We start from the raw sequence: 14,336 nt of genomic DNA, 5'->3' as shown, positions 1-14,336 counted from the left end.
GGATCCCCGCCTTCGCGGGGATGACAACGTATGTTGGCCCGATCGGGTAGCCCCTGCCCGCCACAAGTGGCGGATACGGCCGTCTCAATCGAACAGCCCGTCCTGCGATCCCGCGGGCGGGTTGAGCCCGAGATGCTTCCAGCCCGGCCCATTGAGGCACCGCCCCCGCGCCGTCCGCGCGATCAGGCCGAGCTGGATCAGATAGGGCTCGATCACTTCCTCGACGGTGTCGCGCGGTTCGCTGAGGCCGGCAGCGAGCGTCTCCACCCCCACCGGGCCGCCGCGATAGACGTCGGCGATCATCATCAGATAGCGCCGGTCCATCGCGTCGAGGCCCAGGCCATCGACCTCCAGCCGGTTGAGCGCGGCATCGGCCACCTTGGCGTGGACCACCGCCTCGCCGAACACATTGGCGAAGTCGCGCACCCGGCGCAGCAAGCGCCCCGCGATTCGCGGCGTCCCCCGCGATCTGCGCGCGACCTCCCGCGCACCATCGGCGGCGATGTCGAGCCCCAGCAGCCCGGCGGCGCGGGTCACCACCCGCTCCAGCTCGTCGACCGTGTAGAATTGCAGGCGCACCGGAATGCCGAAACGATCGCGTAGCGGCGTCGTCAGCAGACCCTGCCGCGTCGTCGCGCCGACCAGCGTGAAGCGCGGCAGATCGATCCGCACGCTGCGTGCCGAGGGGCCCTCACCGATCATCAGATCGAGCGCGCGGTCCTCCATCGCCGGGTACAGCACCTCTTCCACGGCCGGATTGAGGCGATGAATCTCGTCGATGAACAGCACGTCGCCATCCTCGAGATTGGTGAGCAGCGCGGCCAGATCCCCCGACTTGACGATCACCGGCCCCGACGTCGATCGGAACCCCACCCCCATCTCGCGCGCGATGATCTGGGCGAGCGTCGTCTTGCCGAGCCCCGGTGGCCCGAAGAACAGCACATGGTCCAGCGCATCGCCGCGCGCCTTGGCGGCGTCGATGAACACGCGGAGATTTTCGCGCGCCGCCTTTTGCCCGACGAATTCGTCGAGAGACTTGGGGCGTAGCGCGGCGTCGACGTCTTCGGCGCGGCGGCCAGCGGTGAGGAGGCGATCGGTGTCGGTCATCGTATGGGTATCACGCTGTAGCCGCCGCGCGCGCGCCGGTCGATTGGCTGGACTGGCAAAGGCGCCGCGAAGCGCGCATCTTGGCGCATATGATCGATCTGTACGTTGCCACCGCCATTTCCGACGCGCTGCGGGCCGAACTCGCGCGGCGTTTCACGCTGCACGAGGGCGAACCGCCGGCCTCCACCCGCGCGATCGTCGGCGGTGGGCAGCTGCAGCTCGACGCCGCGATGCTCGACCGGCTGCCGGCGTTGGAGATCGTCGCGATCAACGGCGTCGGCTATGACGGGCTCGATCTCGACGCGCTGCGCGCACGCGGCGTGCGCGTGTCGACCACCCCGGACGTGCTGACCGACGACGTCGCCGATCTGGCGATCGGGCTGATGCTGGCGGTGCAGCGTCGGATCGCCGCCAATGATGCGCTGGTGCGGCGCGGCGGCTGGAAGGCGCCGCTTGGCCGGCATGCCAGCGGCCGGCGAATCGGCATCTTCGGACTGGGCAAGATCGGCACCGCCATCGCCGCGCGCGCCGCACCGTTCGCCCGCGAGCTGCTCTACACCGCCCGCGGCCCCAAGCCCGTGCCGTGGCGCTTCGTGCCCGACATCGCCGCGCTGGCCGAGGAAAGCGACGTACTGATCCTCGCCGCCCCGGGCACGGCCGCGACCGCCGCCATCGTCGATGCCGCGGTCCTGGACAAGCTCGGGCCGGAGGGCGTGCTGGTCAATGTCGCGCGCGGCAGCCTGGTCGACGAGGACGCACTGATCGCTGCGCTGTGGGCAGGCAGCATCGCCGGCGCCGGCCTCGACGTGTTCGCCGGGGAACCGCACGTGCCCGAGGCGCTGCGATCGATGGAACAGGTCGTCCTCGCCCCGCATCAGGGCAGCTCCACGCAGGAAACGCGCGCGGCGATGGCGGCGCTGGTTCTCGCGAATCTCGATGCGCACTTTGCCGGCAAGGCGCTGCCAACACCGCTGCTCTAGGTGCCCAGCCCTCATCCCAGCAGCGTGCTCAGCACGTCGGGATGGAAGCCCCAGCCGGCAAAGCCGCACAGCCCCATGAACAACCCGAACGCGCCGAACACCCAGGCGACGACCAGCAGCCAGCTCGTCTCCGCCAGCGCCGATACCGCGGCGATCGAGATCGCCGTGGCGATCGCTGCGTCGCTGGCGTCGAACTGGTCGTCATGGACGTTGAGCGCGTCGTACATCGCGCCCTGTGCCTTGGCCTGGTCGGCAAGCTTGGGTGCCTCCGCCTTGTACTTGGCGATGTCGGCATCCAGCCCCTTCAGGAGCGGCGCGACCTTGGCGGGATCGCTCGCCACCGCGGCGATCTGGGCGCGGCTGGTTTCGGCGAGGTGCTGCTTGGTCTTGGTCGCCTGATATTCGTTCCACAGGTCGACCGAGTTCGACTGTGCCTGCTGCATCGCCTGGACGATGTTGCCATCCTTGATGTTGCACACGCCGGTGAAGACCGAGAGGATCACCACGGTGACCGCCACCCGGCGATTGAGGCGCTTGTCCTTGGCTTCGGCAGAGACTTCGATTTCCATGGATACCTCTATTTCGCAGCCTTGCGGAGCGCCAGGCGGACCAGCGCGTCCAGCGTAGCCGCCGGCCCCAGTTCGTCGCTGGCGGCATTCACCGCGGCGCTCGCCTCGCCCGGCTTGAAGCCGAGGTTGAGCATCGCCGAGACCGCGTCCGCCGCCGCCCCGCCGCTGGGCGCTGGCGCCGCGCCGGCGCCGCCCAGCGCCAGCCCGCCGGCCTTGTCCTTCAGTTCGTTGACGATACGCTGGGCGAGCTTCGGCCCCACCCCGTTGGCCCGCGCGATCGTCGCGGCGTCGGCGCGGGCGACGGCGGTGCGCAGTTCCTGCGGCGCGAGGATCGAGAGGATCGCCAGCGCCACCTTCGCGCCGACCCCCTGCACGCTGGTCAGCAGCTTGAACCAGTCGCGCTCGTCGGCGGTGGCGAAGCCCATCAGCCGGATCGAATCCTCGCTGACCAGCATCTCGGTATGGATCGTGACCTGCTCGCCCGTCGCGCCCAGCTTGTCGAGCGTCTTGGCCGAGGCGCCGACCAGATAGCCGACGCCGTTCACGTCGATCACCGCATGATCGGCGCCGCTCGATGCCAGCGTGCCGCGGAGATGCGCGATCATCGCGCCCGCTCCCAAACAACGGACGACGGCGATAGCGGGAGAGCAGACAAGCGCATGGCGGGTACATAAGCGGAACAGCGGGTAGGAGGAAGCGATTTTCGTGGGGGCATGGCTGGCAATCCCCGATCGGCTCCCCAATGTTCCGCATAAATGGGGGAAGTGGGGATGATTCAGACGACGCTGTTGCTGATATGGCTGGCGGTGCTGGTTGCGGACGATACGCCTGCGGGCCGCGCGCTCCGCAAGCTGCTGGTGGAAGCCCCCGCCCGCTGGTGCAACCGCTGGTCGCGCGGCGACCTGCTGCTCATCCTGGTGCTGGTCGCCGGGGCCGCCGCTATCCTCTGGGCTATGGAGGCCGAAGGGCGGCTGTTCCTCGGGATGTTCGGCCCCGACATCGTGGCGGGCGCGAGCATGCTCGAGCTCGGCACGCTGCTCGACGTGGCGGTGACCGCGGTGGCGGTGTTCACCACGCTGCGGGTGCAGGGCCTGCGCCACTGGATCGCCGCGCGCTTGCCGCGGCGCCAGCCACGGGCGCGGCGGACGCGGCGGCAGATGCGGCCGGCAGCCAATGACGATGGCGACGGGCCGGTCTTCGTCCGCGCCGCCTGAGGCTCAGCGTCGCCAGCGCCACCCCCAGCCGCCGTCGGTCTTGATCCAGCTCACCCAGAGCAGGCCGAGGGTCAGTGGCGCCAGGATCCAGAGATACAGCGGATGCGTGCGCCCCACTTGGTTCACCAGGACGACAACGGCGAGGACATAGCCGATCGTCAGCGCCCATCCCTGCCAGGTCACCGGCGTCGCGCCATAGCCGAACGCCTTCGGCTTGAACCAATAGCCGTCGCGCACACGATCCTCGGTCATTCCGCGTCTCCTTGGTTTTCCTTGGGCGGGCGGCCGCGCTTCGGTCGCACCGGATCGGCGAGCTTCACTCCCCGCCGCGCCAGCGCCTCGCGCAGCAGGCACTCCACCTGCGCGTTGACGCTGCGCAGGTCGGTCGCCGCGCTCCGCTCGATCGCGGCATAGAGCGCCGGATCGAGGCGGAGCGGGAACGCCTTTTTCTGCGGGGGCACGCTCACCACACAACCTTACTGATAGAGCGAGCCAGCATTCACCACCGGCTGGGTGTCGCGCTCGCCGCACAGCACCACCATCAGGTTGGACACCATGGCGGCGCGGCGCTCGTCATCGAGCTCGACCACGTTCTTGGCCGAAAGCTGGTCGAGCGCCATCTCGACCATGCCCACCGCGCCCTCGACCAGCGCCTTGCGCGCCGCGACCACCGCCTGCGCCTGCTGGCGGCGCAGCATCGCCCCGGCGATCTCCTGCGCATAGGCGAGATGGGTGAAGCCGCATTCGTCGACGGTGATGCCTGCCACCGCCAGCCGCGCGATCAGCTCGGCGCGCAGTTCGCCGCCGACCTGATCATGATTGCCGCGCAGCGTCACTTCCTGATGCTCGAAATCGTCATAGGGATAGCGCGAGCCGATCGTGCGCACCGCCGCCTCGATCTGGACGTTGACGAACGCCTTGTAGTCGTCGACGTCGAACAGCGCCTGGGCGGTATCGGTCACGCGCCACACCACCTGCGCCGCCATCTCGATCGGGTTGCCGCGCAGGTCGTTCACCTTGATCTTGTCCGAGATCATGTTGTTGGCGCGGACCGAGACCTTGGTCTTGATCAGCCAGGGCCAGGACCAGCGCAGGCCCGTGGTGCGGTCAGTGCCGCGATACTCGCCGAACAGCAGGATCGCCGCCGCCTGGTTGGGCTGGAGCAGGTAGAAGCCGGCGAGGACGAACAGGAACAGCAGCGCCGCCAAGACGATCCAGGTGACGACCATCCAGTCCGGCAAGCGATCGATCTGCGGTATCGCCAGTCCGCCCGCGACCAGCGCCGCCGCCGCGACAAGCAGCATGCCATAGCCGCTGGTGGTGTGCGCCACCGACTCGCTGCTCTGGCGCAATGCGGGTGCGGTGCTCCGTACGTCCGTCATCTTTTCCCTCCTGAATTATGATATCATATTTATATCGAATCGAAGGGCCCGACAAGCGGAATCGGCGGGCACGAAAAAGGCCGCCGGAGCAGCTGCCCCGGCGGCCGATGTTTCGGCGTTGGCCCGTCCTCAGTTGAGGACGATGGTCACCGCGCGGCGGTTCTGCGCCCAGGCGGCTTCGTCCGAACCCAGCGCGATCGGGCGCTCCTTGCCGTAGCTGATCGTGGTGATGCGATCGGCCGAGACGCCCTGCGCCGCCAGATAGTTCTTCGCGGCATTGGCGCGGCGGTCGCCCAGCGCGAGGTTGTATTCGCGGGTACCGCGCTCGTCGCAATGACCTTCGAGGGTGATGCGGACGGCCGGGTGCGCGACCAGCCACTTGGCCTGGCTGTCGAGGATCGCACGCGATTCCGCATCGACGTCGAACTGGTCGAGCGCGAAGTGGATCGTGTCGCTCGTCACCTCGCGGCGGAACTGCTCGGAGAGCGGGGTCGCCTGCGTGGTCTCGCCATTGCCATAGGGCTGGCTCGGCGCGGCCGGGGTCTCGGTCGGCGCGGGCGGCAGCTCCTTCGGCGGCTTCTTCGAGCAGGCCGCGGTGGCGACGAGCGCCACGCCGAGCATCAGGCTAGGGACGAGCTTGGTCATGAAATCCTCCTTGTCACTGGTGTCGCGCATGCCGCGCATTCGTTACGCTAGAGTTTCTACTAGATGTCAGGGACGCACGGCGCCCCAATTCGGATCCGAACCATCGAGCGGAGTCGGCACTTTTCGCGTCGCGCGACCGGTGAGATCCACCGTCCACAGGTCCGGGCGCCCCGATCCCTGCGCGGAGCGGAAGAAGATGATGACGCGGCCGTTGGGCGCCCAGCTCGGGCCCTCGTCGCCCCAGCTGTTGGTGAGCAGCTGCTCGCCGCCGCCCGAGGGGTTCATCACGCCGATGCGGAACGCGCCGCCGCCCATGCGGGTGAAGGCGATCTGGTCGCCGCGCGGGCTCCACGCCGGCGCCGCATAGCGCCCGCCGCCGAAGCTGATGCGATGCTGGTTGGAGCCGTCCGCGTTCATCACATAGAGCTGCTGGGTGCCGCCGCGGTCGCTCTCGAACACGATCTTCGAGCCATCGGGCGAATAGCTGCCGCCGGTATCGATCCCCGGCGAGGTGGTCAGCCGCTGCGGCGTGCCGCCGCTCGCCGGCACGCGGTAGATATCGGTATTGCCGCCCACCGCCATCGAGAACAGCACCCAGCGCGCGTCCGGCGACCAGTGCGGCGCGAAGTTGAGCGCAAGGTTGGAGACCAGCGTACGGTCCTGCCGCGAATTGAGGTCGTAGATGTGGATCGACGGGCGGTCGCGCTCGAAGCTCATGTAGAGGATCGCGTTGAGCTTGGGACTCAGCCGCGGGGTCAGCACGATCGACTGGCCGTTGGTGAGGAAGCGGTGGTTGGCGCCGTCCTGGTCCATGATCGCCAGCTGCTTGCGGCGGCGGTTCTTGGGGCCGCTTTCGGCGATGTAGACGACCTGGGTGTCGAAATAAGGGCCTTCACCGGTGAGCCGCGAGTAGATCGCGTCGGCGCACTTGTGCCCCGCACGGCGCCATTCGCCCGGCGAGACGACGAAGCCCTGGCGGATCAGCTCCACCTTGGCAATCACGTCGTAGAGGTAGCAGCCGACGGTCAGCGTGCCGTTGGAATTGGCGCGGACATAGCCCTGCACCAGCGACTGGGCGCCGGTACCGCCCCAATAGTCATAGGCCGGCGCGGTCACTTCGGGGAAGGCGACGGTGCGCAGCTGCGCCGGGGGCACCGGGGTGAACAGCCCCGAGCCGCGCAGGTCGTTGGTGATGATGTCGGCGAGCTTCTGGCCCAGCACGTCGGTCGATCCCGCCGGGGTATCCACCACCGCCGACGTCGGCATCGCCGGAATCGCGATCGGCATCGGCGCGGAGATGCCGCCGACAATGTCGATCACCGCTTGGCCGCCAGCCTGCTGCGCCGGCTGCGCGGCCTGAGCCTGCGCCTCGGGGCTGTTGGCGATCGGCGGCGGGGGCGTCGTCTGGGCGTGGGCGACGCCCGCCAGGCAGAGCGTCGCGAAGGCCAGTGTCTGAATTTTCATCGCTTCATCCTCATCGCGGCAGGCCGTAACTGAACGGGAGACTCTTCCATCCGTTCGGCACGGCGTAGAGATTGGCCGGCAGGCCGCGGATCGGCGTGCAGCCCTTGAACACTGCCCGTGCCAGATCCTTCACCCGTTCGACATACCGCTCGTTGCTGGAGTCCGTTCCCTGGACACCTGTAAAGTCGAGATCACCCGCCAGCGAGCCATCTGGGTTGAAGTGCAGGCGCACCAGCACACGAATACGTTCCGCACCAGGCCCCGGTGTCACCTGGCGATTGGCGCAGGGCTGGATCTGGCGTTTGATCACGCCCACGAAACTCGCCATTTCCTCCGGCGAGGCCTTGCTGCCGGGGTTCTGCAGCGCGGTGCTGTTGGTCTTGTTGTTCGATCGGCCGAGATCGAGCCCGGCCAAGTTGCCGGTCGGCTTCACGGGGCGGCGCGTGCTTCCCGTGGCGGCGCTCTGCGAGGGCGCATTGCTCGGCTTGGCAGGCGCGGCCTTTGAGGGCGGCGCCGATTTGGCGGGCTGCGCGGGCTTGGCCGGTTGCGGCTTTTCGGCGGGCGCAGGCTTTGGCTTGGGCTGCGGCTTCTCGGCCGGCGCGGGCTTTGGCTGGGGCGGCTGGGGCTTGGGCTGCGGGGCGGGCTGGGGCTGCGGCGGCGCGGGCTGCGGTTCCGGCTCGGGCGCGGGCGCAGGGGCCGCCTCGGGTTCCACCGGCGCCTCGACCGGCGACTTCTTGGCCGCCAGTTCCTCCTGGCTCGGCACCGGCGCACTGCTCTCCAGCCCAACCTTGTCGGCCAGCGAAATGTCGATCGGGATCGCCTTGGGCGGCTCCTGCGGCGGCGTCTTCGCGAAGCTGAGCACGAGCGCGGCGAACACCGCGGCATGCGCCGCGATGGAAACGCCGAGCCCGATCCGCTCGCTACGGTCCATGGTCTCGCTCACCTCAGCGCTGGTCGCTCGGTTCGGTGAGCAGCGAGACCTTGTTGAGGCCGGCCTGGTTGAGCTCGCCCATCACCCGCATCACCTTGCCATAGCCAAGCGCGGTGTCGCCGCGCAGATAGATGGCGGCCGGCTTGCCGTCGGGGCCCTTCTTGGCGGCGATCGCTTCCAGCTTGGCGGGAAGCTCGGCATCGCTCACCGGGTCGGTATCGATGAACACCTGGCCCTTGTCGTCGATCGAGATCTGGACGGGCTTCTGCTCCTGGTCGAGCGCCTTGGCGCGGCTCTCGGGCAGGTTCACCTGCACGCCGGCGGTGAGCAAAGGCGCGGTGACCATGAAGATGATCAGCAGCACCAGCATCACGTCGACCAGCGGGGTGACGTTGATCTCGGCCATCGGCGTGCGGCGGCCGCGGCCCTTGCTGGAGGGGAGGTGCATGCCCATCGGCTTAGCCCTCCATCTCCAGGCGACGGCTGAGCGTCGCGTGGAAGCCGTCGGCGAAGCGGTGGAGGCGGGCCTCAACGCGGTTCACGGCATGGCTGTAGCGGTTATAGGCGATCACCGCGGGGATGGCGGCGAACAGGCCGATCGCGGTGGCGAACAGCGCCTCGGCGATGCCCGGTGCCACGACCGCAAGCGACGAGCTCTGCGCGGCGGCGATGCCGGTGAAGCTGCGCATGATGCCCCAGACGGTGCCGAACAGGCCGACAAACGGCGCGACGGACCCCACCGTGGCAAGGAAGTTCAGCCGATCCGAAAGCCGATCGATCTCCATCGCGACCGTCGCGCCCATTGCGGTGGCGAGGCGCTCGCGCGTGCCTTCGCGGTCGATCGTCTTGCCCGCGGTCGAGCGGCGCCATTCGCTCACCCCCGCGGCGAACACGCGCGCGATCGGCTGGTCGCGGCCGGCGGCGCGGCGATGGAATTCGTCGAAGTCATCCGCCTCGCGATATTCGGTCTCGAAGCGCTGCATCTCCTTGCGGATCGCGCTCACCTTCAGCGCGAAGCCGACGATGATCGTCCAGGTCCACAGGCTGGCGAGCAGCAGGCCGATCATGACCAGCTTCACGACGATGTCGGCCTGGAGGAACAGATGGATCGGCGACAGGACGGCACCGGTTGTGACGGACGGCATGGACGCGTTTTACTCCTTCCACACGAGCGGTTCGAACGCCGCCAGCCATTCGGCCGGCTGCCGCCGCGGTCGACCGCCGGGGGCGACGAACGCCACCTCCACGGTTGCTTCGGCGACTATGGTTTCGTCCCGCATGACTCGTTGCTGAATATGCACGCTCGCGGCACGCAATTTGGTGAGATGGCTGACCACGACCAGCGTGTCGCCGAGCTTGGCGGGAACGCGGTAGCGGATGTCGAGCCCCGCGACCGCATAGGCGCCGCCACCTGCCTCGAACACGCCGCGCTGGTCGATGCCCGCGCATTCCAGCATGTCCGATCGGGCGCGCTCCATGTAGCGCAGGTAATTGGCATGGTAGACGACGCCGGTGAGATCGGTGTCCTCGAAATAGACCTTCAGCGCAAAGCGGTGCGCGCGGCCGTCAAACCGGCCGACAGGGGCTTGGTCGCTGCTGGTCATGGATTGGCCTCCTAGCGGAGGCGATGCCCCAGCGGAACCCCAAAGGGGTGACGTTTCGTGGGTGGGTAGGCGTTCTCGTTCGAGGTCGGCCCTTCCTAAGCCCCTCCTCCTTGGAGGAGGGGTTGGGGTGGAGGGATTCCAGAACGTCCGTCGGTCTCGGTGAGACCCTGCCCCACCCCAACCCCGCATCAGGTGAACAGCGCCCCGCGCTGTTCACCTGATGCGCCTGAAGGGGAGGGGCTTAGAATCGGACTAAAACAGCAACCTCTGCGTCGAGCTCCCCCGCCCGACCGGCGCGCCGCCGCGCCGCCGCGCCAGCTCGGTCTCCGCGGTGAACCGCACATCCTCGTCGCGATCGGTGAGGAAGCCTTCGAGCGAGTCCTCGGAGATCTCGCTCCATTCCTTGCCGCGATCGGGACCATAGCGAACGCGGGGCAATAGCCCCGGCTGGCTCGACCATTCGATCAGCTGGGCGACGCTGGCCTCGTTGAGCATGTCGCGCAGGTGATGCGCGGTGACATAGGCATCCGGGAACGCCCGGTGCGCCGGCAGGCCGCGTTCGTGCTCCATGCCCTCGGGCCGGCGCCAGTAGCGCAGCATCTGGTTGGAGAAGCCCGGGCTGTCCGGCCACAGCCGCAGCGCGCATTTCCAGGTGCAGATCCAGTCGGCGCCGCGGGTGAGCGCGGGGGTGCAGAACTGCTCCTCGAAGGTCGCGCGGTGCGCGGCGAGCGCGATGCGGCGCGGCCAGGGGTCGAGAATCGGGCGGGCGACATCGTGCCAATAGGGCGCGTCGGCGACGTCCTCGTCGCGGATATGGTGGATCGCCATGGTGAGCGGGGGGATGCCGCGCCCCGGATTGACGAGGCGGTTGCCGCCCTCGCCCTGCAGTTCCCAGCGGCCGTCGGGCCCGAGGGCGACGTCCTGCCAGCCGATCTCGCACACGGCGTGGGCGGGCGGCTTGTCGCCGGTGGTCTCTAGGTCGATGACGCGGATGATCGAAGGTGGTGGCGGAGCCATGCGCGCGATGTGGGGGTTTTCGGGGGGAATTGCCAGCCGAAAGCGCGGGGCGCCCCTCTCTTAAGCCCCTCCCCTTCAGGGGAGGGGTTGGGGTGGGGCAGTGTCTCACCGAGACCAACGTCTGGTCTGGAATCCCTCCACCCCCAACCCCTCCTCCAAGGAGGAGGGGCTTAAGATCGGTCGTTACTCCGCCGCCTTCTTCTTCGCCGGCGCCTTCTTGGCCGCAGGCTTCTTCGCCGCAGCCTTAGCCGCCGGCTTCTTCGCGGCCGCCTTCTTGGCCGGGGCCTTCTTCTTCCCCTTGGCCGGTCCCTGCGCCGCCTTGGCGTCGATCAGCTGGGCGGCTTCCTCCAGGGTCAGCGCGTCCTTGTCGATCGTCTTGGGCAGCGTCGCGTTGGTCTCGCCATCGGTGAGATAGGCGCCGTAGCGGCCTTCCATCAGCTTGATCTCGGCATCGGTGCGCGGATGCTTGCCGAACACCTTGAGCGGCTCGCGTGCCGCGCCGCGCGCCGGGCGGCCACCGCCCGCCGCGGCCTCGGCCAGCTTGACCACCGCCGCGTTCATGCCCGTTTCGAACACGTCCGCGGTCGACTGGAGCCGCGCATACTTTCCGTCATGCGCCAGATACGGCCCGTAGCGCCCGATCGAGGCGGTGATCGGCTTGCCGGTCTCCGGATGATCGCCGATCGTGCGCGGCAGCTTCAGCAGCTTGAGCGCCCATTCGAGGTCGAGATCGACATCCTTCGGGATCGAAGCACGCGCCGCATCCTTGCCCTCGCCGAGCTGGATATACGGCCCGAACCGGCCCGACTTGCGCTCGACATTGAGTCCGGTCTCGGGGTCCTGGCCCAGCACTTCGGGCCCGGTGTCCTCGGATCCCTCGCCGCCCGGCTGGCCGAAGCGGCGGGTGTATTTGCACTCCGGATAGTTGGAGCAGGCCACGAACGCACCGAAGCGACCACCCCGAAGGGCAAGCTTGCCGACGCCACAATTCGGGCACAGCCGCGGATCGCTGCCGTCCGCCTTGGCGGGGAAGAGGTAGGGTTCCAGGAACTGGTCGAGCGCCGCGGTGATGTCGGAGGGCTTCTGCTCCATCACCTCGGTGGTGCGCGGCTTGAAGTCGCGCCAGAAGGCTTCCAGCACCGCCTGCCACGCCGCGCGGCCGCCGGAGACGTCGTCCAGCTCTTCCTCCAGCTCGGCGGTGAAGTCGAACGAGACATATTTCTCGAAGAAGCGTTCGAGGAAGGCGGTCAGCAGGCGGCCGCTCTCCTCGGCGAAGAAGCGGTTCTTCTCCACCCGCACATAGGCGCGGTCCTTCAGCACCTGGATGATCGAGGCATAGGTCGAAGGCCGGCCGATGCCGAGCTCCTCCAGCCGCTTGACCAGCGAGGCTTCGGAGAAGCGCGGCGGCGGCTGGGTGAAGTGCTGCTCGGCATGCACCGCCTTCTTGGCGGGCGACGCGCCTTCGGACATGCGCGGCAGGCGGCGGCTGTCCTCGTCGCCCTCGTCATCCTTGCCCTCTTCGTAGAGCGCGAGATAGCCGGGGAAGAGCACCACCTGGCCGGTGGCGCGCAGGCCGTGCTGGCCGGTGCCATCCGCGAGATCGACGGTGGTGCGCTCCATTCTCGCGGAAGCCATCTGGCTGGCGAGCGCGCGCTTCCAGATCAGGTCGTACAGCCTGGCATGGTCGCCCGAGCCGGCGCGATCCTTGCTGAAGTCGGTCGGGCGGATCGCCTCGTGCGCTTCCTGGGCGTTCTTGGCCTTGGTCTGGTACTGGCGCGGCTTGTCCGGCACGTACGACCCGTCATAGCGATCGGCCACTGCCTTGCGCGCCGCCTGGATCGCCGAGGGGTCCATCTGGACGCCGTCGGTACGCATGTATGTGATCGCGCCGTCCTCATAGAGCGCCTGCGCGATCCGCATCGTGTGGCTGGCCGAGAAGCCGAGCTTGCGCGCGGCCTCCTGCTGCAGCGTCGAGGTGGTGAACGGCGGCGGCGGGTTGCGCATCGCCGGCTTGGTCTCGACCGCGACGACGGTGAAGCGGCCTTCCTCGACTGCCTTCTTGGCCGCCTCGGCGCTGCCCTGGTCGCCGATCGACAGGCGATCGAGCTTCTCGCCCTTCCACTTGACGAGGCGCGCCTGGAACGGCGTGCCGTCCGCTTCCATCTCGGCGACGACCGACCAATATTCCTGCGCGACGAAGCTTTCGATCTCGCGCTCGCGCCCGACGATCAGCCGCAGCGCGACCGACTGGACGCGGCCCGCCGACTTGGCGCCGGGCAGCTTGCGCCACAGCACCGGCGAGAGGGTGAAGCCGACGAGATAGTCGAGCGCGCGGCGGGCACGGTACGCGTCGATCAGGTCGGTATCCAGATCGCGCGGGCGCTGCATCGCCTCCAGGATCGCGGGCTTGGTGATCGCGTTGAAGGTGACGCGCTCGACCTCCTTGGGGAGCGCCTTCTTGTTCCTGAGCACCTCGCGGACGTGCCAGCTGATCGCCTCGCCCTCGCGATCAGGGTCGGTCGCGAGGATCAGGCGGTCGGCCTTCTTCGCCTCGTCGGCGATCGCCTTCAGCTGCTTCGACTTGTCGGCATAGGTCTCCCACTCCATCGCGAACGAGTCGTCGGGGTTCACCGACCCGTCACGGGCGGGCAGGTCGCGGACATGGCCATAGCTGGCCAGCACCCGATAGTCCTTGCCGAGATACTTCTCGATGGTCTTCGCCTTGGCGGGCGACTCTACGATGACAAGCTGCATGGGATTCGTGAATTTCCTTACGCGTACGCGTGTAAGGTGGGGACAGGGACAAAGGCCCGTCAAGCGGCCGCGCTTCTACCGCGTCATGGCCGCGACACAATGGGCGGTAAGGTTGCGCAAGGTTAACAACATGGGGAGGCTTCTATGCGATACGTGATTCGGACGGCACTCGGCGTCGCGGCGCTGCTCGTTTCCACCCAGGCGTTTGCGCAGCAAAGCCCCTGCACCAGCGGCGAACTGACGCGGGTCCGCCTGTCCAAGCTCAAGCCCGGCGCCAGCATGGCCGATTTCCGCGCCGCGGTTGCCGCGCATATCGACTGGTACAAGACGCACGGCTTCAAGATCGACCAGCGGGTGGCGCCGGTGCTGGTCGTCACCCCGGGCAGCGCCCCGACCGAGTCGAAGGACGAGGTGATGACCTTCGCGACCGGCGACAACGTGCCGCGCGACAAGCAGGACGCCGGCTGGGCCGCGTACGTCGCCAAATATCGCGCCGTTTCCGATCTGGTGATCGAAAAGGGCGTGTGCATGCCCGCCAACTGACGCGGCACCTCTTTCGGCGCTGCGGGCAAATCGCTTTGGCGCCCAGGGAATAGCAGCGCCGGAAAAACCGTCGTCATTCCCGCGAAGGCGGGAATCCATTGCCCTCAGCGCCGCGGGAAAGAACCG

General features: G+C 68.2%; 17 protein-coding genes. 3 read left to right on the top strand and 14 right to left on the bottom strand.

Annotated elements, in window-relative coordinates; all coding sequences use genetic code 11:
- Positions 1-84: 84 nt before the first annotated feature.
- On the bottom strand, positions 85-1,107 hold the full coding sequence (gene ruvB / locus SAZ01S_RS15105; protein WP_084583095.1) for a Holliday junction branch migration DNA helicase RuvB: 1,023 nt from the start codon (positions 1,105-1,107) through the stop codon (positions 85-87).
- Between the two features lie 89 nt (positions 1,108-1,196).
- Here ruvB and SAZ01S_RS15100 point away from each other — a divergent pair, with 89 nt between their 5' ends.
- Positions 1,197-2,087 carry a 2-hydroxyacid dehydrogenase gene (locus tag SAZ01S_RS15100; RefSeq protein ID WP_174596124.1) on the top strand — a complete coding sequence of 297 codons (891 nt, stop codon included), beginning with the start codon at positions 1,197-1,199 and terminating at the stop codon, positions 2,085-2,087.
- 11 nt (positions 2,088-2,098) lie between these two features.
- Here SAZ01S_RS15100 and SAZ01S_RS15095 read toward each other — a convergent pair whose 3' ends face one another.
- Together SAZ01S_RS15095 and ruvA are read right to left on the bottom strand one after the other, a co-directional pair.
- Entirely contained in the window at positions 2,099-2,656 is a 558-nt protein-coding gene (locus SAZ01S_RS15095) for a DUF4337 domain-containing protein (RefSeq protein ID WP_084583093.1), read from the bottom strand.
- Between the two features lie 8 nt (positions 2,657-2,664).
- Positions 2,665-3,261, bottom strand: a complete 597-nt coding sequence (ruvA, locus tag SAZ01S_RS15090) for a Holliday junction branch migration protein RuvA (RefSeq protein WP_084583092.1) — start codon at positions 3,259-3,261, stop codon at positions 2,665-2,667.
- Between the two features lie 165 nt (positions 3,262-3,426).
- Between ruvA and SAZ01S_RS15085 the strand changes: the two genes are divergently transcribed.
- A complete protein-coding gene (locus tag SAZ01S_RS15085; RefSeq protein WP_139810095.1) occupies positions 3,427-3,870 on the top strand; it encodes a hypothetical protein in 444 nt (147 codons plus the stop codon).
- 3 nt (positions 3,871-3,873) lie between these two features.
- Here SAZ01S_RS15085 and SAZ01S_RS15080 read toward each other — a convergent pair whose 3' ends face one another.
- From SAZ01S_RS15080 to topA, 11 genes are all read right to left on the bottom strand, one after another.
- On the bottom strand, positions 3,874-4,122 hold the full coding sequence (locus tag SAZ01S_RS15080) for a hypothetical protein (protein WP_084583090.1): 249 nt from the start codon (positions 4,120-4,122) through the stop codon (positions 3,874-3,876).
- Positions 4,119-4,337, bottom strand: a complete 219-nt coding sequence (locus SAZ01S_RS15075; protein WP_174596123.1) for a type II toxin-antitoxin system antitoxin — start codon at positions 4,335-4,337, stop codon at positions 4,119-4,121. The genes SAZ01S_RS15080 and SAZ01S_RS15075 overlap by 4 nt, the downstream gene beginning before the upstream one ends.
- A 9-nt stretch (positions 4,338-4,346) precedes the next feature.
- Positions 4,347-5,252, bottom strand: a complete 906-nt coding sequence (locus SAZ01S_RS15070) for an SPFH domain-containing protein (protein ID WP_084583089.1) — start codon at positions 5,250-5,252, stop codon at positions 4,347-4,349.
- A 129-nt stretch (positions 5,253-5,381) separates the two neighbouring features.
- Positions 5,382-5,897 carry a peptidoglycan-associated lipoprotein Pal gene (gene pal, locus SAZ01S_RS15065; RefSeq protein ID WP_084583115.1) on the bottom strand — a complete coding sequence of 172 codons (516 nt, stop codon included), beginning with the start codon at positions 5,895-5,897 and terminating at the stop codon, positions 5,382-5,384.
- A 66-nt stretch (positions 5,898-5,963) separates the two neighbouring features.
- Positions 5,964-7,361: a Tol-Pal system beta propeller repeat protein TolB gene (gene tolB / locus SAZ01S_RS15060; RefSeq protein ID WP_084583088.1), complete on the bottom strand. Its 1,398-nt coding sequence runs from the start codon at positions 7,359-7,361 to the stop codon at positions 5,964-5,966.
- A gap of 10 nt (positions 7,362-7,371) precedes the next feature.
- Positions 7,372-8,292: a cell envelope integrity protein TolA gene (gene tolA / locus SAZ01S_RS15055; protein WP_084583114.1), complete on the bottom strand. Its 921-nt coding sequence runs from the start codon at positions 8,290-8,292 to the stop codon at positions 7,372-7,374.
- Positions 8,293-8,305: 13 nt separating this feature from the next.
- Positions 8,306-8,746, bottom strand: coding sequence for a protein TolR (gene tolR, locus SAZ01S_RS15050; RefSeq protein ID WP_084583087.1), 441 nt, complete (start codon positions 8,744-8,746; stop codon positions 8,306-8,308).
- Between the two features lie 4 nt (positions 8,747-8,750).
- Positions 8,751-9,437 (bottom strand): protein TolQ, encoded by a 687-nt coding sequence (tolQ, locus tag SAZ01S_RS15045; protein ID WP_064310970.1) that lies wholly within the window; start codon positions 9,435-9,437, stop codon positions 8,751-8,753.
- A 9-nt stretch (positions 9,438-9,446) separates the two neighbouring features.
- Positions 9,447-9,896: a YbgC/FadM family acyl-CoA thioesterase gene (locus SAZ01S_RS15040; protein ID WP_084583086.1), complete on the bottom strand. Its 450-nt coding sequence runs from the start codon at positions 9,894-9,896 to the stop codon at positions 9,447-9,449.
- A 252-nt stretch (positions 9,897-10,148) separates the two neighbouring features.
- A complete protein-coding gene (locus SAZ01S_RS15035; protein WP_084583085.1) occupies positions 10,149-10,913 on the bottom strand; it encodes a 3'-5' exonuclease in 765 nt (254 codons plus the stop codon).
- Positions 10,914-11,096: 183 nt separating this feature from the next.
- Positions 11,097-13,667, bottom strand: coding sequence for a type I DNA topoisomerase (topA, locus tag SAZ01S_RS15030; RefSeq protein ID WP_084583084.1), 2,571 nt, complete (start codon positions 13,665-13,667; stop codon positions 11,097-11,099).
- 144 nt (positions 13,668-13,811) lie between these two features.
- On the opposite strand from topA, the gene SAZ01S_RS15025 reads away from it, so the two are divergent.
- On the top strand, positions 13,812-14,210 hold the full coding sequence (locus SAZ01S_RS15025) for a hypothetical protein (RefSeq protein WP_084583083.1): 399 nt from the start codon (positions 13,812-13,814) through the stop codon (positions 14,208-14,210).
- Positions 14,211-14,336: the final 126 nt, after the last annotated feature.

Source organism: Sphingomonas azotifigens NBRC 15497 (assembly GCF_002091475.1).
GTDB classification, from domain to species: Bacteria; Pseudomonadota; Alphaproteobacteria; order Sphingomonadales; family Sphingomonadaceae; genus Sphingomonas; species Sphingomonas azotifigens.
This window is presented reverse-complemented; position numbering and strand designations above follow the sequence as displayed.